The sequence below is a fragment of the Mycolicibacterium sichuanense genome (assembly GCF_033741125.1).
Classification (GTDB): domain Bacteria; phylum Actinomycetota; class Actinomycetes; order Mycobacteriales; family Mycobacteriaceae; genus Mycobacterium.
The window spans coordinates 248,180-269,540 of record NZ_JAWQPU010000005.1 but is presented as its reverse complement, the minus strand read 5'-3'; the positions used below and the strand labels follow the sequence as shown (position 1 = coordinate 269,540).

The 21,361-nt window shown below is 68.8% G+C and carries 21 protein-coding genes; 16 read left to right on the top strand and 5 right to left on the bottom strand.

Going from position 1 to position 21,361, the window contains the following annotated elements; translation table 11 throughout:
* Positions 1-9 precede the first annotated feature (9 nt).
* The 5 genes from SBI80_RS17215 to holA all read left to right on the top strand — a co-directional run bounded on the left by SBI80_RS17215 (position 10) and on the right by holA (position 4,847).
* Positions 10-1,050: an acetamidase/formamidase family protein gene (locus SBI80_RS17215; RefSeq protein ID WP_318976018.1), complete on the top strand. Its 1,041-nt coding sequence runs from the start codon at positions 10-12 to the stop codon at positions 1,048-1,050.
* A complete protein-coding gene (locus tag SBI80_RS17210; RefSeq protein ID WP_318976017.1) occupies positions 1,047-1,451 on the top strand; it encodes a RidA family protein in 405 nt (134 codons plus the stop codon). Before SBI80_RS17215 ends, SBI80_RS17210 begins: the two co-directional genes overlap by 4 nt.
* Positions 1,452-1,552: 101 nt before the next feature.
* Entirely contained in the window at positions 1,553-2,374 is an 822-nt protein-coding gene (locus SBI80_RS17205; RefSeq protein ID WP_318976016.1) for a ComEA family DNA-binding protein, read from the top strand.
* Positions 2,371-3,900 (top strand): ComEC/Rec2 family competence protein, encoded by a 1,530-nt coding sequence (locus SBI80_RS17200; protein ID WP_318976015.1) that lies wholly within the window; start codon positions 2,371-2,373, stop codon positions 3,898-3,900. Before SBI80_RS17205 ends, SBI80_RS17200 begins: the two co-directional genes overlap by 4 nt.
* Entirely contained in the window at positions 3,897-4,847 is a 951-nt protein-coding gene (gene holA / locus SBI80_RS17195) for a DNA polymerase III subunit delta (protein WP_318976014.1), read from the top strand. Before SBI80_RS17200 ends, holA begins: the two co-directional genes overlap by 4 nt.
* 4 nt (positions 4,848-4,851) lie before the next feature.
* Here holA and rpsT read toward each other — a convergent pair whose 3' ends face one another.
* A complete protein-coding gene (rpsT, locus tag SBI80_RS17190) occupies positions 4,852-5,112 on the bottom strand; it encodes a 30S ribosomal protein S20 (protein WP_318976013.1) in 261 nt (86 codons plus the stop codon).
* A 149-nt stretch (positions 5,113-5,261) separates the two neighbouring features.
* On the opposite strand from rpsT, the gene SBI80_RS17185 reads away from it, so the two are divergent.
* The 3 genes from SBI80_RS17185 to SBI80_RS17175 are packed head-to-tail and all read left to right on the top strand — an operon-like array spanning position 5,262 to position 8,763.
* Positions 5,262-6,947, top strand: a complete 1,686-nt coding sequence (locus SBI80_RS17185; protein WP_318976012.1) for a circularly permuted type 2 ATP-grasp protein — start codon at positions 5,262-5,264, stop codon at positions 6,945-6,947.
* Positions 6,947-7,924 (top strand): alpha-E domain-containing protein, encoded by a 978-nt coding sequence (locus SBI80_RS17180; protein ID WP_318976011.1) that lies wholly within the window; start codon positions 6,947-6,949, stop codon positions 7,922-7,924. The genes SBI80_RS17185 and SBI80_RS17180 overlap by 1 nt, the downstream gene beginning before the upstream one ends.
* Entirely contained in the window at positions 7,924-8,763 is an 840-nt protein-coding gene (locus SBI80_RS17175; protein ID WP_318976010.1) for a transglutaminase family protein, read from the top strand. The genes SBI80_RS17180 and SBI80_RS17175 overlap by 1 nt, the downstream gene beginning before the upstream one ends.
* Here SBI80_RS17175 and SBI80_RS17170 read toward each other — a convergent pair.
* Positions 8,747-9,589 carry a ribonuclease Z gene (locus SBI80_RS17170; protein ID WP_318976009.1) on the bottom strand — a complete coding sequence of 281 codons (843 nt, stop codon included), beginning with the start codon at positions 9,587-9,589 and terminating at the stop codon, positions 8,747-8,749. The genes SBI80_RS17175 and SBI80_RS17170 overlap by 17 nt on opposite strands.
* Before the next feature lie 52 nt (positions 9,590-9,641).
* Positions 9,642-10,649 (bottom strand): aldo/keto reductase, encoded by a 1,008-nt coding sequence (locus tag SBI80_RS17165; RefSeq protein WP_318976008.1) that lies wholly within the window; start codon positions 10,647-10,649, stop codon positions 9,642-9,644.
* Positions 10,650-10,783: 134 nt separating this feature from the next.
* Here SBI80_RS17165 and SBI80_RS17160 point away from each other — a divergent pair, with 134 nt between their 5' ends.
* Together SBI80_RS17160 and SBI80_RS17155 are read left to right on the top strand one after the other, a co-directional pair.
* Positions 10,784-11,212: a CBS domain-containing protein gene (locus SBI80_RS17160; protein WP_318976007.1), complete on the top strand. Its 429-nt coding sequence runs from the start codon at positions 10,784-10,786 to the stop codon at positions 11,210-11,212.
* A gap of 41 nt (positions 11,213-11,253) precedes the next feature.
* Positions 11,254-11,853 carry a GNAT family N-acetyltransferase gene (locus SBI80_RS17155; protein WP_413232740.1) on the top strand — a complete coding sequence of 200 codons (600 nt, stop codon included), beginning with the start codon at positions 11,254-11,256 and terminating at the stop codon, positions 11,851-11,853.
* Here the strand turns inward: SBI80_RS17155 and SBI80_RS17150 are convergent.
* Entirely contained in the window at positions 11,850-12,476 is a 627-nt protein-coding gene (locus SBI80_RS17150) for a type II toxin-antitoxin system PemK/MazF family toxin (RefSeq protein WP_318976005.1), read from the bottom strand. The two genes, SBI80_RS17155 and SBI80_RS17150, sit on opposite strands and share 4 nt — an antisense overlap.
* 35 nt (positions 12,477-12,511) lie before the next feature.
* On the opposite strand from SBI80_RS17150, the gene lepA reads away from it, so the two are divergent.
* From lepA to SBI80_RS17135, 3 genes are read left to right on the top strand one after another with little or no spacing between them, the layout of a single operon-like run.
* Complete coding sequence (gene lepA, locus SBI80_RS17145; protein ID WP_413232739.1) at positions 12,512-14,440, top strand: translation elongation factor 4; 1,929 nt, start codon at positions 12,512-12,514, stop codon at positions 14,438-14,440.
* Positions 14,441-14,445: 5 nt separating this feature from the next.
* Positions 14,446-15,141 (top strand): sensor domain-containing protein, encoded by a 696-nt coding sequence (locus SBI80_RS17140; RefSeq protein WP_318976003.1) that lies wholly within the window; start codon positions 14,446-14,448, stop codon positions 15,139-15,141.
* Positions 15,142-15,145: 4 nt separating this feature from the next.
* Positions 15,146-15,847: a sensor domain-containing protein gene (locus SBI80_RS17135; RefSeq protein WP_318976002.1), complete on the top strand. Its 702-nt coding sequence runs from the start codon at positions 15,146-15,148 to the stop codon at positions 15,845-15,847.
* Between the two features lie 27 nt (positions 15,848-15,874).
* Here the strand turns inward: SBI80_RS17135 and SBI80_RS17130 are convergent, their stop codons facing one another.
* Entirely contained in the window at positions 15,875-17,146 is a 1,272-nt protein-coding gene (locus SBI80_RS17130) for an NtaA/DmoA family FMN-dependent monooxygenase (RefSeq protein WP_318976240.1), read from the bottom strand.
* An 80-nt stretch (positions 17,147-17,226) separates the two neighbouring features.
* Here SBI80_RS17130 and SBI80_RS17125 point away from each other — a divergent pair, with 80 nt between their 5' ends.
* From SBI80_RS17125 to SBI80_RS17115, 3 genes are read left to right on the top strand one after another with little or no spacing between them, the layout of a single operon-like run.
* Positions 17,227-18,579, top strand: a complete 1,353-nt coding sequence (locus tag SBI80_RS17125; protein ID WP_318976001.1) for a sugar ABC transporter substrate-binding protein — start codon at positions 17,227-17,229, stop codon at positions 18,577-18,579.
* 3 nt (positions 18,580-18,582) lie between these two features.
* On the top strand, positions 18,583-20,169 hold the full coding sequence (locus SBI80_RS17120; RefSeq protein WP_318976000.1) for a sugar ABC transporter ATP-binding protein: 1,587 nt from the start codon (positions 18,583-18,585) through the stop codon (positions 20,167-20,169).
* 4 nt (positions 20,170-20,173) lie between these two features.
* A complete protein-coding gene (locus SBI80_RS17115) occupies positions 20,174-21,199 on the top strand; it encodes an ABC transporter permease (protein ID WP_318975999.1) in 1,026 nt (341 codons plus the stop codon).
* Positions 21,200-21,361: the final 162 nt, after the last annotated feature.

Below are 21,361 nucleotides of genomic sequence, written 5' to 3'. Positions count from 1 at the left end.
TCCGCTGGCATGATCGGCCGGATGCACCACTTCCTGCCCGCCACGCCGTCCACGGTGCACTGGGGGTTCTTCGATCCGCGACTGGCGCCGGCGGTGACCGTCGCCTCGGGCGACGTGGTTCAGATCGAGACGCTCACCCACCACGCGGGTGATGCCCCGGATCTGCTGATGGATCCTGGTGTCGCCGAGGTCTTCGCCTCGGTGACCGACCGCGGACCCGGGCCGCACGTGCTGACCGGACCCATCGCGGTCGAGGGCGCCAAGCCGGGGGACGTGCTGCAGGTAGACATCCTGTCGGCCGAACCGCGGTTGCCGTACGGATCCAATCTCGCCGCACACTGGGGGCACCTGTACGAGGAAGTGCCCGGCGAACGGGTGACCGTCTACGAACTCGACGTCGACGCCCTGCTCGGGCGTGCGCTCTTCGGCTACGACTGGACCGCGACCCCGCTGGCCGATCAACCAGGCACCATCGTCACGCCCGACGCCGCCGCGCGGGAGCCCGCACTGGCCGGCGTGGTGGTTCCGCTGCGACCGCACTTCGGCACCATGGGGGTCGCGCCGGCCGAACCGAAGCGGGTGTCCTCGGTGCCGCCGGGCGACCACGGTGGCAACGTCGACAACTGGCGCATCGGCAGCGGCGCCCGCATGTACTACCCCGTCCAGGTACCGGGAGCGTTGCTATCCGTCGGCGACCCACACGTCTCGCAGGGCGACGGCGAGATCAGTGGCACCGCGCTGGAGTCCTCGCTGAACGGCATGCTGCGCTTGACGATTCGGCGCGACCTGCCCTATGCGGTGCCCGTGCTCGAGACCGCGACGGAACTGCTGGTGCACGGGTTCGGCGACAACCTGGACGCCGCGATGAAGGCCGCTGCCCGCCGCGCGCTCGACGTACTGCAGCGCGGTTTCGGCCTGTCCGCCAAGGACGCCTACTCGTTCATGTCGGTGGCCGTCGACTTCACGATCACCCAGGTGGTCGACCAGCGCCAGGGTGTGCACGCTCGCATCGACAAGCGCTGCTTCCCGCGTTGGCCGGTTGTGGCGTGACCGGCATCCGGGCGTTCACCTTCACCCCGCGCGACGGCGTGCCACCCGGTGTGGCCCCGTTCGCGCACGCCACCGCGGCAGGACCGACGCTGTACGTGACCGGGCAGATGCCCACCGGGGTGGACGGCGCGGTCGTGGGATCGGACGTGGCCACCCAGACCGACCAGGTGCTGCGCAACCTGTCGCGCGTCACCGAACTCTGCGGCGGTGGACTCGCCGACGTGGTCTCGGTGCGGGCCTACCTGATCGACTGGGCCGACTACGACGCGTTCAACGTCGCGTACGCCCAATGGTTTCCGGACCGGCTGCCGTCGCGTACCTGCGTCGGGGTCACCGGGCTCGCCGTCGGTGCGCTCGTCGAGATCGACTGGGTGTGCTGGCGGGAGAGCGGCTGGGGCTAGGGGTCACCGCGGCCATCCACAGATCGGACTTCATCCACGAGCGGGGTGCGTGGGCGGCCTCTTGACCGGTCCGTGTCCGGCGGCGGGCCTACCGTCACGGCATGCGCACCGAGAGACCGGTCGACAGGTTGGAGCGCCGGCTGGCCGGGCCGTCGGCCGACGACGATGACGCCGAGGTGGGGACCGACGGCGAGGAGTCCGACACGTCGTTGTCGCGCTGGCTGCCCGAGGCCACCGCGGGTGGGGCGGGCGGGTGGCTCGCGACCGTCCGCGCCGATCCCGGCCGGGCGGGTGTCGTCGGCCTCGGCGTCGTCGGTGCCATCGCGGTGCTGGTGACGGTCTTCACGCTGATGCGTGACGACACCCCTCCGGTGACCTCGGCGAAATTGCCTCCGGTGCAGATGGTTTCATCGGCCGCGCCGTCGCCGGGGCCCGGGCCGCCGGAAGGCCCGGTGGTGGTCAGCGTGGTCGGGCTGGTGCACCGGCCGGGCCTGGTGACCCTCACGGCCGGGGCACGAATCGCCGACGCACTGAGCGCGGCGGGCGGGCCGCTGGACGGCGCGGACCTGGTCGGGCTCAACATGGCGCGACGGGTCGACGACGGGGAGCAGATCGTCGTGGGCATCTCCTCGCCGGCCGCCGGGGCGCCGGGGATGCGGAGCTCGGTCACGAGCCCAACCACCGCGTCGCCACCGGCCGCAGCGGCCGGTGGGAAGCCCTCGGCTCCAGCGGGTTTGGTCAACCTGAACACCGCGACAGTCGAGCAGCTCGACGCCCTGCCCGGCGTCGGACCCGTCACCGCGGCGGCGATCGTGGCATGGCGTGACGCCAATGGGCGGTTCGCGGGCGTGGATCAGCTAGGCGAGGTCGACGGCATCGGACCGGCCCGGTTGGAGAAGCTCCGTGCGCTGGTCGAGGTGTGACCACGCAGGACGTGCGCCTGGTGCCGGCGGCGCTGACCTGTTGGGCCGTCACGGCCGCAGGCATCGTGTGGGGCTCGTTGGTGGCGTCGTGTCTCGCGGCGGTGGCAACGCTGCTGACCGCGGTCGTCGGCTGGCGGATGCGGCGGCGGTCCGACTCGGCGACCTGGCCCGCGGTGCTGGCCGTGGCGGCCGTCGGCGTCGCCTTCGCGATCGCGGTCGGCCTGAGGGTGCACGACGTTCGCGGTCATCCCGTGGTGTCCCACTACGGTGCGACGGCGGCGGTCGTGGTGATGCCCAGCGAGTCGCCGCGATTCCTGCGCGGAGCGCGAATGATGTTCCGCGGCACGCTCGAAGCGCTCGACGACCAACCGTCGGGTGGCCGGGTGGTCGTCTTCGCCTCGGCCGCCGACTACCGCGACGTGACCGCGGGCCGTCCCGCCGCGTTCCGCGCCAGGATCTCCGAGCCCACCCGGCGGGATCTGTCCGTGGCGGTGTTGATGGCGACGGGCCCACCGAGGCTCGGCACGGCGAGCACGGTGCAGCGGGCCGCGGCTGCCGCCCGTGCCCAATTCGCCAGGGCGGCAACGGCGGTGCTGCCGCCCGATCAGGCAGCGATGCTGCCGGCGCTGGTGCTCGGCGACACTGCCGCCGTCGACGATCGCACCGTGGCGCAGTTCCGGGCGGCGGGGTTGACGCACCTGACGGCGGTGTCCGGCGCCAACGTCACCATCGTGTGTGGCGCGGTGCTGCTGACGGCGGGCTTGGTGGGCCCCCGAATCGCGGTGATGCTGGCGACGGTGGCCCTCGTCGCGTTCGTGGTGGTCGTGCAGCCCTCGGCCAGCGTGTTGCGTGCGGCCGTCATGGGTGCGATCGCGCTCTTCGCGGTGATCGCGCGGCGGCGACGCCAGGCCATCCCGGCCCTCTCGGCGTGCGTGCTGGTGCTCCTGGTGGTCGCGCCCGAGCTGGCCGTCGACGTCGGCTTCGCGTTGTCGGTGACGGCCACGGCCGCACTCGTCGTGATCGCGCCGGTGTGGGCGCGCCGGCTGGTCGGCCGCGGCTGGCCCGAGCCGCTGGCGGGTGCCGTCAGTGTCGCGGCGGCGGCTCAGCTGGTCACCGCTCCGCTCGTCGCGGGTCTCTCCGGCACCGTCAGCCTGGTCTCCGTCGTTGCGAATCTGGCCGTGGCGGCAGTGATTCCACCCATCACGGTGATCGGCACCGCTGCGGCGACGGTCGCGGTGTGGTGGCCCGGCGCCGCCGAGCTGATGATTCGCTTCACCGGCCCGGAGCTCTGGTGGGCGCTGCACGTCGCGCGGTGGGCGGCCGCGGTGCCGGGGGCGGTCGTGACGGTCCCGTCAGGCTGGCCAGGGGTGGCGAGCGTGGCGCTCGCGGGCCTCGCCGTCGTCCTGTCGTGGCCGTTCAGGTGGGCGCGGTTGGTGATGGCTGCCGCGGTGGTGTGTCTGGTGGCGTGGTCCCTGTCGGGGCATGGTGCGAACCAGTCGGTGGGGCGTGACACCATCGGAGCGTGAGCCAACTGCACCTCGTGCTGGGTGATGAGGAACTGCTCGTCGAACGGGCCATCGCCGACGTGCTCGGCGTGGCACGCCAGCAGGCCGGTACCCGCGACGTACCGGTAGACCGCATGCGCGCCGGAGAGGTCAGCACCAGCGAGCTGGCCGAACTGCTGAGCCCGTCGCTGTTCGCCGATGAGCGCGTGGTGGTGCTCGAAGCTGCCGCCGAAGCGGGCAAGGACGCCGTGGCGCTGATCGCCGAGACCGCCGCCGATCTGCAGCCGGGCACGGTGCTGGTGATCGTGCACTCCGGGGGTGGACGCGCCAAGGCGCTGGTCGACCAGTTGAAGGGTTTCGGTGCCGAAGTACACCCGTGCGCCAAGATCACCAAGGCCGGTGAGCGGGCGGACTTCGTGCGCCGGGAGTTCCGCGCGTTGAAGGTCAAGGTCGGCGACGACGTGGTGACGGCGGTGCTCGACGCGGTCGGATCCGACATCCGCGAACTGGCCGCTGCGTGTTCGCAGCTCGTCGCCGACACCGGCGGGGCCGTCGACGCCGTCGCGGTACGCCGCTACCACAGCGGCAAGGCGGAGGTGAAGGGCTTCGACATCGCGGACAAGGCGGTCGCGGGCGACGTCTCAGGAGCGGCCGAGGCGCTGCGCTGGGCGATGATCGGGGGCGAGCCGCACGTGGTGCTGGCCGACGCCCTGGCCGAGGCCGTGCACGCCATCGCGCGGGTAGGGCCACTGTCGGGTGATCCCTACCGACTGGCGGGGGAGCTGGGCATGCCGCCGTGGCGAGTGCAGAAGGCGCAGAAGCAGGCCCGGCGCTGGACACGTGACTCGGTGGCCGAGGCGATGCGCTTGGTCGCGGCGCTGAACGCCGACGTCAAGGGAGCCGCAGCAGATCCCGAATACGCTCTGGAATCGGCGGTGCGCAGGGTGGCCGAACTGGCCGGGGGTTAGCTGATCAGAGCTTGTTCAGCGCGCTGGCCAGTGCCGACTTCTTGTTGGCGGCCTGGTTCTTGTGGATGACACCCTTGCTGGCGGCCTTGTCCAGCTTGCGACTGGTCGCGGCCAGCAGCTCGGTGGCCTTGTCCTTTTCACCAGCGTCGATTGCCTCACGGAAGCCGCGGACGGCGGTGCGCAGTGCGGACTTCACCGACTGGTTGCGCAGGCGGGCGCGCTCGTTGGTGAGGATGCGCTTTTGCTGCGACTTGATGTTGGCCACGCGTCAGTTCCTTCTAGAAGTCAGCTTGGGTTTACCAAAGGCGTTCATGGGCGCCCGAGTCCGGGCAGCGAGAGTTCAGGTTACCAGCGAGCCGGGTAAATGCCCAAAGCGTGCCCGGTGGCCTGCCGAAATGGGGCGCGTGGTGCAGCATGTCATGGGTGAGCCTTCGAACCCTGCCCGCGGATGGTGCCCGATCTGGGCGAAAGACCGCTTCTTCGTCCAAACGTCACGACGGCATCTTCGGTGGGTACAACAACGTCGGAGACTATTCCAAGGCGTTCGACGAGATGTTCGACGCGCAAGGCAACGTCCGCGGTCCGTACAAGGGCATCTACGCCGAGCTCGCCCCCTCCGATGCCTCCGAGCTCGCGGCGCGGTCCGAGGCGCTGGGCCGCGCCTTCGTCGATCAGGGCATCACGTTCTCATTGTCGGGCCAGGAGCGGCCGTTCCCGTTGGACCTGGTGCCGCGGGTGATCTCCGCCGCCGAGTGGTCGCGGCTCGAGCGGGGGATCAAGCAGCGCGTCAAGGCACTGGAGATGTTCCTCGAAGACATCTATGGCGAACAGGAGATCCTGCGCGACGGGGTCATCCCGCGCCGGCTCGTCACGTCGTGTGAGCACTTCCACCGCGAGGCCGCCGGCATCGTCCCGCCCAACGGCGTGCGGATCCACGTCGCGGGCATCGACCTGGTCCGCGACGGACAGGGCACCTTCCGCGTGCTGGAGGACAACCTGCGCTCACCGTCGGGGGTGTCCTACGTGATGGAGAACCGCCGCTCGATGGCCCGGGTGTTCCCGAACCTCTTCGCGACCCATCGCGTTCGTGCGGTCGGCGACTACGCCTCGCATCTGCTGCGCGCGCTTCGCAACGCCGCCGCGTCCAATGAGGCCGATCCGACGGTGGTGGTGCTCACCCCCGGTGTCTACAACTCGGCGTACTTCGAGCACTCGCTGCTGGCCCGCCAGATGGGCGTCGAGCTCGTCGAGGGACGCGATCTGTTCTGCCGCGACAACACCGTCTACATGCGGACCACCGAGGGCGAGCGTCAGGTCGACGTCATCTACCGTCGCATCGACGACGAATTCCTCGATCCGATGCACTTCAAGCCCGACTCCGTGCTGGGCGTGGCCGGTCTCCTGAACGCCGCCCGCGCCGGGAACGTGGTGATCTCCAGCGCGGTCGGCAACGGTGTCGGCGACGACAAGCTCGTCTACTGCTACGTGCCGACGATCGTCGAGTACTACCTCGGCGAGAAGCTGTCGCTGGCCAACGTCGACACCTTCAGGTGCTGGCTCGACGACGAGCGCGAGGAGGTGCTCGACCGGATCGACGAGCTCGTCATCAAGCCCGTGGAGGGGTCAGGTGGCTACGGAATCGTGTTCGGTCCCAGTGCTTCCGAGAAGGAGCTCGCCGCGATCAGCAAGAAGGTCCGCAACGATCCGCGCGGGTGGATCGCCCAGCCCGTCGTGCAGCTCTCGACGGTGCCGACGCAGATCGGCGACAGTCTCGCCCCGCGCCACGTCGACCTGCGCCCGTTCGCCGTCAACGACGGCAACGACGTGTGGGTGCTGCCGGGCGGCCTGACCCGGGTGGCGCTGCCGGAGGGGTCTCTGGTGGTCAACTCCAGCCAGGGCGGCGGTTCGAAGGACACCTGGGTGCTTGCCTCCCGCGCCTCGGTCGCCGACCGCGAGCTCGCCGCTGCCGAGGTGGTGCGCGCGCTGCCCAAGGCGGCCAAGAACGGCAAGGGCGACAAGAACGGTGAAGCCACCCAGCAGCAATCCCAATCCATGCAGGAACAACAACAACAGCAGCAGCAGCAACAGGCGGTGATCTGATGCTGGCACGCAACGCCGAATCCCTGTACTGGATCGGACGTTACGTCGAGCGCGCCGACGACACGGCCCGCATCCTCGACGTCACCGTGCACCAGCTGCTGGAGGACTCCAGCGTGGATCCCGACCAGGCCTCGCGCACGCTGTTGCGGGTGCTCGGCATCGAACCACCCGACACCGAGCTGGATCTGTGGTCGCTCACCGACCTCGTCGCGTTCAGCCGCGACACCCAGGGCGGTTGCTCGATCGTGGACTCGATCTCGGCGGCTCGCGAGAATGCCCGTGGCGCACGGGAAGCTACCTCGACCGAGATCTGGGAGTGTCTCAACACCACCTACAACGCCCTGCCCGAACGCGAGCGTGCGGCCAGGCGCCTCGGGCCGCACGAGTTCCTGTCCTACATCGAGGGCCGGGCGGCGCAGTTCGCCGGGCTCGCCGACTCGACGTTGTCGCGTGACGACGGTTACCGGTTCATGGTGCTGGGACGCGCCATCGAACGCGTCGACATGATCGTGCGGCTGCTGCTGTCGCGCGTCGGGGACAGCGCGTCCTCGCCCGCCTGGGTGACGGTGCTGCGGTCGGCCGGCGCCCACGACACCTACCTGCGCACCTACCGCGGCGTGCTCGATGCCGGGCGGGTCGTCGAATTCATGATGCTGGACCGACTCTTTCCGCGATCGGTGATGTACTCGCTTCGGCTGGCCGAGCACAGCCTCGACGAACTGCACCACCGGCGGCTCAACCGCGTCGGTGCGACCGCCGAGGCGCAGCGGCTCCTGGGCCGGGCCCGCAGCGAGCTCGAATTCCTGCGGCCGGGCGTGCTGCTGGAGTCCCTCGAGGAAACCCTAGGCGCGTTGCAGACGACCTGTGCCGACGTCGGGGAGGCGCTAGCGGTGGAGTACTTCTACTCCGCGCCGTGGGTGGCCTGGACCGACGCTGGTCGCAATGGCTCGCTGGTCATCGAGGAAGGAGAGGTCTGATGTGGCGCATGCGGGTGATCCACGCAACCGGTTACGCGTACAAGTCGCCGGTGACGGCGTCGTTCAACGAGGCTCGGCTGACGCCACGATCGGACTCCCGGCAGAACGTGGTGCTCAACCGCGTCGAGACGGTGCCGGCGACGCGGTCCTACCGCTACGTCGACTACTGGGGTACGGCCGTCACGGCCTTCGATCTGCACGCTCCACACACCGAACTCGAGGTGACGGCGTCCTCGGTCGTCGAAACGGACGGTGACGAGGTACCTGCGGAGCAACTGACCTGGGACGAGCTGGCGTCCGAGGCGGTCAAGGACCAGTACGACGAGTATTTGGACGAGACCCGCTACACGCCGGCCAGCAAGCGCATGTCCCGCGTCGGCGAACGCATCGCGAAGTACTACGACCCGCAGCAGGCGATCGTTGAAGCCGCCCAATGGGTGCACACCGAACTGTCCTACGTGCCGGGGACCACCGGCGTGCACTCCTCGGGTCTGGACGCGCTGCGCGAGGGCAAGGGCGTCTGCCAGGACTTCGCGCACCTCACCCTGATCCTGCTGCGCAGCATGGGAATTCCCGCGCGGTACGTCTCGGGATACCTGCATCCCAACGCCAAGGCCAAGGTGGGTGACACCATCGACGGCCAAAGCCACGCGTGGATTCAGGCGTGGACCGGCGGGTGGTGGAACTACGACCCCACCAACGACAAGGAGATCAACGAGCAGTACGTCAGCGTTGGGGTGGGCCGCGACTATCACGACGTGACCCCGCTCAAGGGCATCTACTCGGGGGAGGGGTCCACCGACCTCGACGTCGTCGTGGAGATCACCCGCTTGGCGTAGCCCCCACCGCGACCCGCAGCAGGTCGTCGCCGAGTTCGATCCGGCCGCCGAAGTCCTTGGCGGCCAAGGCGCGCCACTCGTCCTCCTGACCGGGGACCAGTGGGGGTACGTAGTGTGTGAGCACCAGCATGTCGACGCCGGCTCGCGCCGCGGTGGCGGCGGCCTGCCCGACCGACGAGTGGTAGTCGAGGATGTCCCTGATCCGCTGCAGCGGAAGTGCGCTCACCAGATCGTCGCGAATCACGGTGTGCACCAAGGCGTCCGCACCCGCGGTGAGGGCATCGAGGCTCTCGCACGGCACGGAGTCGCCGGCCACCACGACTGCGGTCCCGTCGAATTCGATGCGGAAGCCGATCGTGGGTTCGACCGGACGGTGATCGGTCGGCGCGACCCGGATGACGACGCCGTCCGAGTCCCAGACGGGACCGTCGAGGTACTCGTGCACCTCGATCACTGGGGGCTCGGTGATGTCGGCGTGGTGGCCGATGCGGTAGGAGATGTCAGGGGCCAGCGCCGCCAGCGTCGCCTCGACGACGGCGGCCGTCCCCGGCGGGCCGAACACCGGCAGCGGAGTCCTGGTGAACGTCGTGATCCACCGCGACGTGATGATGTCGGTCAGGTCGGTGATGTGATCGCTGTGCAGATGCGTCAGCAGCAGCGCCGTCACGTCGGCCGCGCCGACACCGATGGCAGCAGCGCGCATCAGCACGCCGCGGCCGCAGTCGACCAGGAAGGTCTGCCCACCCGCTCGGAGCAGCGTCGACGGCCCCGCCCGGTTCGCGTCGACCATCGGACTACCGGTGCCCAGCAGGGTGACTTCGATCATGATCATGACGCTAGACCATGATCTTCGCGAAAATGACCTTCGCGTCAATCCGTCATTCGCGCCCGGCGGAGACCCAGGTCAGATCGGCGAAGCGGTTGCCCGAGACGGCGGCGGCCGCGGCGTCGAGCCTGGCGAGCTGATCATCGCTCAGCGCCACGTCCAACGATCCGAGGTTCTCCTGCACCCGAGCCGCCCGGCGGGTGCCCGGGATGGGGGCGGATGCCACGCCGAACTCGTCGGCCCGGTACCGCAGCCAGGCCAGCGCGACCTGCGCGGCGGTGGCCTCCCGTTCGTCGGCGACGGTGCGGATGACCTCGACTACTGCGAGGTTGTTCGCCAGCGCCTCGTCGGAGAACCGCGGCAGGTTCCGCCGGAAGTCCGACGACTCGGTCAGATCGGCCGCCGAGCTCACCGTGCCGGTGAGGAAGCCGCGCCCCAGCGGGGAGTACGGGACGAACCCGACGCCGAGCTCCGCGGCCGTCGGCACCACCTGGCGCTCGACGTCCCGGCTCCAGATCGACCACTCGCTCTGCACGGCGGCGATCGGGTGAACCGCGACCGCGGCGCGCAGCTCGTCGGCCGTCACCTCGGACAGCCCCAGGTGGCGGACCTTGCCCGCGGTGACGAGCTCGGCCATTGCGCCGACGGTCTCCTCGATCGGCACGCTCAGGTCGCGGCGGTGCATGTAGTAGAGGTCGACGACGTCGGTCTGCAACCGCTCGAGGCTCTCGTCGATGGACTGCCGGACGTACGCCGCGTCACCGCGCGCCGCCGGCTTGCCCGCCGCGCGATCGGCCGGATTGCCGACGATGCCGAACTTGGTCGCCAGCGTCACCTCGTCGCGCCGGTGCGCCAGCAGCTGGGAGATGAGTCGCTCGTTGGCCCCGCCACCGTAGACGTTGGCGGTGTCGATGAACGTGACGCCCAGGTCGACGGCCCGGTTCAGGGTCGCCAGCGACTCGGTGTCGTCCACGTCGCCGTACACCGGTGTCAACGCCATCGCCCCAAAGCCGACCGCGCTCACCGTCAGCTCGTCACCAAGCGTCACCGTCTCGATCATCTTCGTCCCCTCGCGTTCCGTCGGGCAGTTCACCGCCAACAACCGGCTCCCTCGGCGAAGTGTTCCTGGCGGGGGCTTTCGATCGGCGTCGATCCGACCTAGCCTGGTGTGATCCACGTCACCAAGGAGGCGTCGTGCGGATCGCGGACGTGTTGCGGAACAAGGGTGCCGGCGTACTGACCGTCGCCCCGGGCACCCTGGTCAGGGACCTGCTCAGCGGGTTGGTCACCCGCAATGTCGGCGCCATGGTGGTGATCGGTCCGGACGGGCTGGTCGGCATCGTCTCCGAGCGCGACGTCGTGCGCATGCTGCACGAACATGGCGTTCACGTGTTGAACCGTGCCGTTGCCGACATCATGACCAGCGAGGTGATCACCTGCTCGCCGGAGGACACCGTCGACAGCCTCAGCGAGCTGATGACCACCCATCGGGTGCGGCACGTCCCAGTCGTCGAGGACGGCCGGCTGGCGGGCATCGTGAGCATCGGCGACGTCGTGAAGACCCGGATGGAGGAGTTGCAGGCCGAGCGCGAACGGTTGCAGGCCTACATCACCCAGGGGTGACACCCAGGCCTACATCACCCAGGGGTGAGACGATGGGCCGCATGCAGGCCCGACCCGCCACCCGTGCCGACGTGACGGCCCTGTCCAGGACGCTTGGGCGGGCCTTCTTCGACGACCCCGTGATGGCCTGGATGCTGCCCGACGCGCAGGCGCGACGACGCAAGCTGCATCGGCTGTTCGAGGTGCTCGTGCGCTACCACCACCTGTCGCGCGGCGGTGTCGAGGTCGCGACCGACGGCGGTGGCGTTGGCGGTGCAGCGCTGTGGGACCCGCCCGGCCAGTGGCGGCATACCCGCGGCGAGGAGTTGCGGGCGATGCCCGGGCTGATCCGCGCCTTCGGCCGGTCGTTGCGGCGCGGTTTCGTGGCCGACGAGATGATGAAGGCCGCCCACCCCGAGGAGCCGCACTGGTATCTGGCGGTCATCGGCAGCGATCCCGACGTACGCGGCAAGGGGTTCGGTCAGGTGCTGATGCGCTCCCGGCTGGACCGCTGCGACGCCGAGCACGCCCCGGCCTACCTCGAGTCGAGCAATCCCGACAACGTCCCGTACTACCAGCGGTTCGGCTTCGAGATCACCGGCGAGCTACACCTGCCGGAGGATGGGCCCAGCCTGACGCAGATGTGGCGGCCCGCCCGCTAGCTCCAGGAGTACTCGGCACGCAGCCGGATCGCCACGCGCTCGAAGGTCTCGCGGTCGAGGATGGCGCCCTCCCGGCGGATGCCCTCCTCGGGAACGTCGAGCACGCGGTCGAGCCGTACCCAGCTGGCCCGGCCCTCGTAGTCCCAGCTGCCGGCACCGATTCCCACCCACGTGCGGTCGGCGCCGTGCCGCTCCTGACTCGACAGCATCAGCCCCAGCAAGGTGCGGTCGTCGCGGCCGACGACCAGCACCGGCCGGTCCTTGCCCCGGGACGCGTCCTCCTCGTAGGCCACCCACGTCCAGACGATCTCGCCCGGGTCGGCCCGGCCGTCGAGATCGGGTGCGTAGGACACCCGGCGGGCCCGGTGCGCGGTGGGGACGCTGCCCCTGGTGACCGGCCGGCCTGCGGTGATGGCGGGCCGCGGGTCGGGCGCGGTCGCCGCGCTCAGCACGCTGATGCCGACGTCGATGCCCATCCGGATGCCCTGTCCGATGGTGCGAGGCACGCCCTCGGGTCGTTGCAACTGGCGGATGAGCTTGGGGGCCTCACTGAACACCAACTTCTCGGTGCCCTTCAGGGCGTCCCTCACGAACCCCCGCCACGGACTCCTCTGCGGCGACATGTCACGAGCATAGGTGAGCCCGCGGGGGAGGGCGGATGCTCGATTGTGTCGACGCGACGCTGGGTCGATACCCTGTGTTGACGCCCGACGCGCCCGAGACCAACCCTCACCAGGAGATTCCCATCAGCAGCTTCGCCGACAAGACGTTCACTGCGCCGGCGCAGATTCGGAACTTCTGCATCATCGCGCACATCGATCACGGCAAGTCGACGCTCGCCGATCGCATGCTCGGCATCACCGGCGTCGTCGCGGACCGGGACATGCGCGCGCAGTACCTCGACCGGATGGACATCGAACGCGAACGCGGGATCACCATCAAGGCGCAGAACGTGCGGTTGCCGTGGGAGGTCGACGGGGAAGAGTTCGTCCTGCACCTGATCGACACGCCTGGGCACGTCGACTTCACCTACGAGGTGTCGCGGGCCCTCGAGGCGTGCGAGGGAGCCGTGCTGCTCGTCGACGCCGCGCAGGGCATCGAGGCGCAGACGCTGGCCAACCTGTACCTGGCGCTGGACCGCGGCCTGACCATCATCCCGGTGCTGAACAAGATCGACCTGCCCGCCGCCGACCCCGACCGCTACGCGGGCGAGCTGGCCCACATCATCGGATGCGAGCCCGAAGAAGTCCTGCGGGTGTCCGGCAAGACCGGGGTCGGCGTGCGCGAGTTGCTCGACGAAGTGGTGCGCCTGGTGCCCGCCCCCGTCGGTGACGCCGATGCGCCCGCCCGGGCGATGATCTTCGACTCGGTCTACGACATCTACCGCGGCGTGGTGACCTACGTCCGCGTCGTGGACGGCAAGCTCACCCCGCGCGAGAAGATCAAGATGATGTCCACCGGCACCACCCACGAGCTGCTGGAGGTCGGCATCGTCTCACCCGAGCCGAAGGCCACCGAGGGCCTCGGCGTCGGCGAGGTCGGCTACCTGATCACCGGCGTGAAGGACGTGCGCCAGTCCAAGGTCGGCGACACCGTGACCTCCGCGCGCAACGGTGCCACCCAGGCGCTGACCGGGTACCGCGAACCCAAGCCGATGGTCTACTCGGGTCTCTATCCCGTCGACGGTTCGGACTACCCCAACCTGCGGGACGCGCTGGAACGGCTCCAGCTCAACGACGCGGCGCTGACGTGGGAGCCCGAGACGTCGGTGGCGCTGGGCTTCGGGTTCCGCTGCGGCTTCCTCGGCTTGCTGCACATGGAGATCACCCGTGAGCGCCTGGAGCGTGAGTTCGACCTCGACCTCATCTCGACGTCGCCCAACGTGGTCTACCGGGTGATCAAGGATGACGGCACCGAGTTGATCGTGACCAATCCGTCGGACTGGCCGGATGGCAAGGTCAGCGCGGTCTACGAACCGGTGGTCAAGACGACGGTCATCGCGCCGAGCGAGTTCATCGGTACCATCATGGAACTCTGCCAGTCGCGGCGAGGCGAGCTCGGTGGCATGGACTACCTGTCGCCGGAGCGCGTCGAGCTGCGCTACACGATGCCGCTGGGCGAGATCATCTTCGACTTCTTCGACTCGCTGAAGTCCCGCACCCGCGGGTACGCCAGCCTCGACTACGAGGAGGCCGGCGAGCAGGAGGCCGATCTGGTCAAGGTCGACATCCTGTTGCAGGGGGAGGCGGTCGACGCGTTCTCGGCGATCGTGCACAAGGACGGCGCAGCAGCCTATGGCAACAAGATGACGACCAAGCTCAAGGAGCTCATTCCCCGTCAGCAGTTCGAGGTGCCGATCCAGGCGGCGATCGGATCGAGAATCATTGCGCGCGAGAACATCCGGGCCATCCGCAAGGACGTGCTGAGCAAGTGCTACGGCGGTGACATCACCCGCAAGCGCAAGCTGCTGGAGAAGCAGAAGGAAGGCAAGAAGCGGATGAAGACCATCGGCCGGGTCGAGGTCCCGCAGGAGGCCTTCGTCGCGGCGCTGTCCGCCGACGCCGCCAGCGACAAACCGAAGAAGTAATCGGCGTGCGCTGGCTGGCGGGGGCTCTGACGATCGTCCTGCTGGCCGGCTGCGCACACACGGTCGACGGCAGGGCCGAACCCGCCGCGTCGGCGCTGAGGACCTTGCTCACCGAGGATGAGATCTCGTCGGCGGGGGGAAATCCGCTGAGCACCTTCGGTTTCCAGCCATTCGTTGGTGGCCCCGAGATCCTGCCCGACGGCTTCCGCAGCGACTCCGATGCTTCGCCGATCGCCTGCGCCCCGGTCACCGATACGGCCCCGAGGATCACCTACGAGCCACTGCCGGTGCTCGAGGTGGCCCGGCAGAGCTACTTCGACTGGGACCAGCGGGTGAACACCTCGGGCGCCGACGCGGCGGTGGTGCGCCTGTCCTCGGCCGCGACGGCCGGAGCCGCGTTCGCCGAATTCGGTCGACGGTGGCAGCGGTGCGCGGGCACGACCGTGGTCAAGCACGTCGGCAATGCCGTGATCGACGCCGAGATCACCGACGTCACACTGCGGGGTCCGATGCTGTCGGCCACGGTGCGGACCCGGCTGCGCCCGAGTGGCCCGAGCACGCGCTACGAACGGGTGCTCGGGGTGCGCGGTGACACGTTGGTGGAGGTCTCGCTGGCCATCACGCCGGCCGGGGAGCGACGGACCAATCCGCGCGACGTTGCCGTGCGCATTGCGCAGGCGATGCTGGACAAGACACGATGAACCGGTGAACCGGGTTCGCTGGGGAGCCGCACTGGCCGGTGCCATCGTCGCCATCGTGACGGCATCCGGTTGCGCCACCACCGTTTCCGGCGTCGCGGTACGCGATGCCGGGGCGGGGCGGGTGGACGTCCCGCCCTTGACGGCCGCGCGGTTGGGTGACGTGCTGCTGAGCATCGGGCAGCTCAACGCGGCCGTCGGCGCAACCCGGATGGAGGTCGTGCTGGACGGGGAGAAGATGTCCGACAACTCCAAGGCGGTGTCCGACCCGGACTGTCTCGGTTCGATGTTCGGCGCCGAGCGGCTGGTCTACCGGTCCAGTGGCTGGACCGCCGTGCGCGATCAGGTCGCCCGTGAACCGGAGGACGACAACGACCACTGGGTCGAGCAGACCGTGGTGCTGCACCCCACCAGCGAGCAGGCCAAGGCCTTCGTCGACGGGGCGACGGGCGCCTGGCGCAAGTGCAGCGGGTTCTCCGTCGCCGTCGACGACGGCACGACGAGTTCGATCTGGGTGATCGACGACGTCGCCGTCGACGCCGACGTCGCGACGCAGGTGATCGCGCAGGAGGATTCCGACGGCTGGGAGTGCCAGCACGCCATGACCACGGTGTCCAACGTGGTGGTGGAGACCATCGCGTGTGCGTTCGGGATTCACGACGAGGCGGTGTCGATCGCCGAGGCGATCGTCGCGAAGGCGGCCAAGTAGGAGGTCGCGAAGGCGGCCGGGTAGGGCCTACGCCCGGACGGGGGTGAAGGCGCCCCGGTAGCGGGCGGCGGGATGCCTGGCGGGGAGCAGGTCGGAACCGAACAGCTTGGCGCGCGTGGTGCCAGGGGTGTACTCGCGTTGCGCCAGACCCCGCTGCTGCAGCACCGGGATGACGTGGTCGACGAACTCCTCGTAGCTTCCCGGGATCGTGGCGTTGACCACGTTGATGCCGTCGACACCGGCATCGCGCCAGCGCGTCAGCTGCTCGGCGATGCCCTCCGGCGTGCCGACGACACGCGAGTTGCGCCCCTGCAGCAGACCGAGATCGCGAACGGTGGCCTCGCGGCCCGACACGGACTCACGGACCCAGGCCACGATGCTGCGGGTCCCGTCGGTCTTGGCGATGGCGCCCAGCGGGGTGTCCAGCGAGTAGCCGCCGAAGTCGACGCCGACGGCGCCGGACAGATGCGCCACCATGGCCTCGAGATCGATGGACTCCTCGAGTTCGGCGGCCCTGCGCTGGGCTTCGGCCTCGGTGCTACCGACCACGAAGTGCAGGCCCTGGAAGAACTTCAAGTCGCCCGGTTCGCGCCCGGCGGCCACGACGCGGCGGCGGGTGTCGTCGATGAGCGCCCTGGCTTGCTCGGGGCCCGGGGTGATGATGAACTGTGCCTCGGCATTGCGAGCCGCGAAATCCCTTCCCGCAGTGGATGACCCGGCCTGAAATAGCACCGGAGTGCGCTGCGGGGACGGCGCCACGAGGTGCGGGCCTTCGACACGATACCGCTTGCCGACGTGATCGATCTCGTGGATCTTGGCGTAGTCGCCGTGCAGACCGCGCTCGCGATCCTGCAGGAGTGCACCGTCGTCCCAGGAGCCCTCCCACAGCTTGTAGGCGACGTCGACGTACTCGTCGGCCCAGCGGTAGCGCTCGTCGTGCTCCTCGAGCGCGTCGTAGCCAAAGTTGCGGGCGCCGTTGACCAGTGCGTTGGTGACGATGTTCCACGCGATCCGGCCGTTCGACGCGTGATCGAGGGTGGAGATCTTGCGGGCGAAGTTGAAAGGGTGCTCCTGGATCACCGAGCTGGTGATCGCGATGCCGAGATCGTTGGTGGCGTAGGCAATCGCCGAGGCGATGACGCTCGGATCATTGCTGGGGATCTGCAACCCGGATTGAACGTACTTCTCGTAGGAGCCCCCGAAGTCGCCGTAGAGGCCGATGACGTCGGCGAAGAAGATGCCACGGTTTCGATCACCGTGACCTCGATCTGTCGGTGGGTGCCCAACCCGGGTATTCATCAGCACGAGCGAGACGCTCGGACGATCGGTGACGCCGAATTACGGTCTTGCCGCATGGGAGTCAACGAAATGAGCCGGCGATGACGTCGGATGGCACTGGTGACGAGCGCCCGGTGGTCGACTCGTTGCTCGAGCGGCTGGACACCTACGGCCTGGGCCGACGGCAATTCGTCAAGCTCCTGGCGGGTGCCGGCGTCGCCGTGACCGCCGGTGGCACGTTGGCGGCCGTCGGGCGGCGCCGGCATGACGAGAGTGGGGCGGTCGCCTACACCGACGGTCAGTTCGCTCTGCTGAATTGGTCGTCGACCGGTGACTACCAGGTGCAGTGGGCCAAGGCCTACCAGGAGGCCGCGAGCCAACTCGGTTACAAGAGCGTGGTTCTCGACGGAAAGTCCGACGCCGCGGTGCAGTCGAACCAGTTCAATCAGTTGCTGACCCAGAAGACGACGGCCATCTTCGTCGGGCTCAACGACCCTGGTGCGCTGCCGACGCTCGCTCACGACTCGAACGACAACGGGGTGTTGTTCCAGGCGGCCTGGAATTCACCGGCCTGGTACACGCCGTGGCACAGCGACGTCGACGGGGACAAGTACAACACCTTCCTGATGCCCGACGAGTACGAGGCGGTGGGCAAGGCCGTCGACGTGCTGGCCAAGCAGATCGGCGAGGAGGGCACCGTCGTGCGGGTCGGCGGTTACTACCCGTCCATCGACGGGTGCGAGGTGCAGCGCCGGCTGGCGGTGCACCACACGCTGAAGAAGTACCCGAAGATCACCTTTGCCGGCGAACTACACGCCAAGTACGACACCGATCTGTCGCAGCGCGCGGCCGCGTCGCTGCTGGCCCGCTACCCGGACACCAGGGGGATCGTCGCCGTCAACGACGACGCCGCCACCGGCGTGATCGCGGGCATCGAGTCGGCGGGCAAGGTGCCGGGCAAGGACGTCTTCGTCGTGGGCGCCAATGGGTCGACGGCGGGCATCGAGCGGGTGCTCAACGGCAAGCAATTGGTGACGACCGGCAACGTGCCTGCCTACCCGTCGTTCGTGACGCTGGCCCAGTTCCACGACCGGCTGCGTGGGTGGAAGCCGGAACCCGCCGAGAGGTTCTATGGTTGGCACGCCGAGATCATCACCCGCGCCAACGTCGAGGCGTTCAAGGCCAGGTACGTCGACCAGCCGATCGGCCAGTCCTTCGACGTGAAGTTGTTGTCGCGCACCGAACATCCCGACGACTTCGACCTGCAGTTCGACGGCTACCCAGTCGAGAACCTCGACCTGATCTGGCCGGACGTCCCCAAGCCCAAGGGATTTCAGTATCCGCAGGCCTATCTCGATGCCCAGCGCAATGGGGACTTCGACCGAATTCGGGCGCTGTACGCCGAGCACTACCGCACGCCGGTACTCGCCCCCTCACCGTACGGAAGGGTGTAGGAGTTGAGCACTGGAACGCCAGAACCGCGCCTGCGGGCAGAGGGAATCGTGAAGACGTTCGGCAGCAACCGTGCGCTCAAGGGCGTCGACCTGACGGTCGGCGACGGTGAGGTCGTCGGTCTGATCGGCGAGAACGGGGCCGGCAAGAGCACCATCCTCAACATCGTGTCGGGGGTGCTTCCCCACGACGGCGGTTCACTGTGGCTGGACGGCCGCGAGATCGCGCCAAAGACCTATCAGGAGGCCAATCGGCTCGGCATCTTCCGGGTGTTCCAGCAGGCCGCCCTCGTCGACTCGCTTGCCGTCTACGAGAACGCGTTCTTCGGCTGGGAACACCTCTTCCGTTCGCGCAGCGGCGGTCTGGATCGCCGACGGCTCAAGCGAGTGACGGAGGAGGCGCTGCACGCCGCCGGCGTCGACGGCATCGACGTGTCACTGCCGACCGGATCGCTCACGCCGGGGCAGAAGCAGAGCGTCGACATCGCGAGGGTGACCGCACTGGCCGGCCTGCTCGAAGTCGAGCGACCGGTGGTGCTCTTCGACGAACCAACCACGGCGCTCGACCAGGAGCACGAGGACAACTTCCTGCGGTTGTTGCAGCGGCTGCGCGGCGTGGCGGCCGTGGTGTTCGTGTCACATCGGCTGCCGGAGATCCTGCAGACCACCGACAGCATCACCGTCTTCAAGGACGGCGAATCGGTGGCGCATCGACCCACCGAGGGCACCGACGAGAGCGAGCTGCACCGGCTGATGGTCGGCCGGGTCCGCACCGAGAACTACTACCGAGAGCAGGCTCAGCTCGAGGTCGCGGCAGGAACGCCACCCCGGTTGGTGGTGGAGTCGGTGGCCGGCGCCGGTGTGCTGCGCGACGCCTCGCTGGAGGTGGCACCGGGGGAGATCGTCGGACTGGCCGGCACGGAGGGCTCCGGCAAGCGCGTGCTCGGCGAGATCATCGCGGGCGTCGTGCGACCCACCGAGGGCAGGATCCGGGTGAACGGTGAGGTGGTGACGGGCACCGTCGGTGACCACGTCCGCGCGGGCATCGCCTACGTACCACCCGACCGCTCCGAGAAGGGTCTGATCACCACGGCATCGCTGGTCGACAATGTCCAATTGGCCTCGCTGCACGATCGATTCGCGACCAAGCGGGTGGGTCTCTGGGCGGTGGGCCTGGCCCGCAAGACCGCCGAGCGCTACGTCGAGGAACTCGGCATCGTGGCGGACGGCATCGACACGCCGGTGTCTTCGCTCTCGGGCGGCAATGCGCAGAAGGTGCTGATCGCCAAGTGGCTGCTGCGCCAGCCCGACGTACTGATCCTCGACGAGCCCACCCAGGGAGTGGACACCGGCGCCCGCGAGGGCATCTACGACCTGCTGCGCCAGGTGGCCGCGGCAGGCACGTCGGTGATCCTCGTCAGCGACGACCTGCCGGAGCTCATCGGATTGTCCAACCGCATCGTCGTCATCACCAATGGACGGATCTCCGCGACCGTCGATGCCCCACCCGGCGCCAAGCCTGACGAACACGACCTCGTCGCCAGGATGATCCCCGGCGCCGAATCCAGCCCAACCCCTACGACCGTCGGATGATGCCATGACCACCGAACTCAGTACCCCAGCCCCAAGCACCGACGCGCCGGTTCCCGACAGCGCCGGCCGACGGGTTCGAATCACGAAGCGCGTCAACGTGGTTCGCGACGTCCTGCCGCTGGCCGCCCTGCTCGCGCTCGTCGTGTACTTCTCACTGCGGGCCGAGGCGTTCCTCAGCGCGGCCAACCTCACCCTGATCAGCGGTCAGGCAGGGATCCTGCTGCTGGCCTCCCTCGGAGCGACGCTGGTCATCATCGCCGGCAGCGTGGACCTCTCCGTCGGATCCATTGCCCTGCTGACGGGGGCGGTGCTGGCCTCGCTCATCAACGCGGGGATCGGCAACCCCATCCTGGTGTTGCTCGTCGCGGTCGCGGTCGGTGCGGCCATCGGACTGCTCAACGGGTTGGTGTTCGCCTACGGGCGGGTGCCGTCCTTCATCGCGACCCTGGGCACGCTGTCGCTGTTCGCCGGCATCGGGCTCACCATCCTGCAGGGCAGCACCATCAACTTCACCAACCAGGGCATTCGGGACCTGGCCATCGGCCAGGTGATTCCGAACATCCAGAACGCGGCGCTGATCGCCATCGTGGCGTTCCTCGCGGTGTGGTTCTTCGCGCGCCGCACCAGGTTCGGGCTCTACGTCTACGCCGTGGGCGGCAACGAACGCGTCGTCGAGCTCGCCGGCGTCAACACCCGCCGGGTCAAGGTGCTCATCCTGGTGGTCTCTGGCATCACGGCCGGTCTGGCCGGCCTGCTGCTCACCGCACAGCTGGGCGCGGCCGGTCCGACCACGGGTTCGACCATCCTGCTCGACTCCGTCGCGGCGATCGTGATCGGTGGGACGGCGCTGTCGGGTGGCGTAGGCGGCGTCGGCCGAACGGTGCTCGGCGTGCTGATCCTCACCGTTCTGTCCAACGGCCTCAACCAGATCGGTGCAGCCGACTACACCCAGACGATCATCAAGGGTCTGGTCATCATCGTCGCCGCGGTGTTCACCATGGCTTCTCAGCGCAAGCTGATCGTGAAGTAGCGCCCGTCGGGCACTGGCTTCGTCATTGTGTCCAATTGTGACGTCCAAACAATCGTGCCGATCTGATTGCTGTCGTCACGGACCCCGTCCGGGCATGGTGTCGGAGCAGCCATTGCTGAGCCCCGTCGCGGTGCGATCCCGGCAACGACGTCTCGATCGTTC

Coding starts and splice junctions, on each gene's coding strand:
- SBI80_RS17215 (WP_318976018.1), top strand. CDS start 10: ATGATCGGCCGGATGCACCACTTCCTGCCCGCCACGCCGTCCACGGTG.
- SBI80_RS17205 (WP_318976016.1), top strand. CDS start 1,553: ATGCGCACCGAGAGACCGGTCGACAGGTTGGAGCGCCGGCTGGCCGGG.
- SBI80_RS17185 (WP_318976012.1), top strand. CDS start 5,262: ATGTCATGGGTGAGCCTTCGAACCCTGCCCGCGGATGGTGCCCGATCT.
- SBI80_RS17180 (WP_318976011.1), top strand. CDS start 6,947: ATGCTGGCACGCAACGCCGAATCCCTGTACTGGATCGGACGTTACGTC.
- SBI80_RS17175 (WP_318976010.1), top strand. CDS start 7,924: ATGTGGCGCATGCGGGTGATCCACGCAACCGGTTACGCGTACAAGTCG.
- SBI80_RS17170 (WP_318976009.1), bottom strand. CDS start 9,589: ATGATCGAAGTCACCCTGCTGGGCACCGGTAGTCCGATGGTCGACGCG.
- SBI80_RS17165 (WP_318976008.1), bottom strand. CDS start 10,649: ATGATCGAGACGGTGACGCTTGGTGACGAGCTGACGGTGAGCGCGGTC.
- SBI80_RS17155 (WP_413232740.1), top strand. CDS start 11,254: ATGCAGGCCCGACCCGCCACCCGTGCCGACGTGACGGCCCTGTCCAGG.
- SBI80_RS17150 (WP_318976005.1), bottom strand. CDS start 12,476: ATGTCGCCGCAGAGGAGTCCGTGGCGGGGGTTCGTGAGGGACGCCCTG.
- lepA (WP_413232739.1), top strand. CDS start 12,512: ATGCTCGATTGTGTCGACGCGACGCTGGGTCGATACCCTGTGTTGACG.
- SBI80_RS17130 (WP_318976240.1), bottom strand. CDS start 17,146: ATGAATACCCGGGTTGGGCACCCACCGACAGATCGAGGTCACGGTGAT.
- SBI80_RS17125 (WP_318976001.1), top strand. CDS start 17,227: ATGACGTCGGATGGCACTGGTGACGAGCGCCCGGTGGTCGACTCGTTG.
- SBI80_RS17115 (WP_318975999.1), top strand. CDS start 20,174: ATGACCACCGAACTCAGTACCCCAGCCCCAAGCACCGACGCGCCGGTT.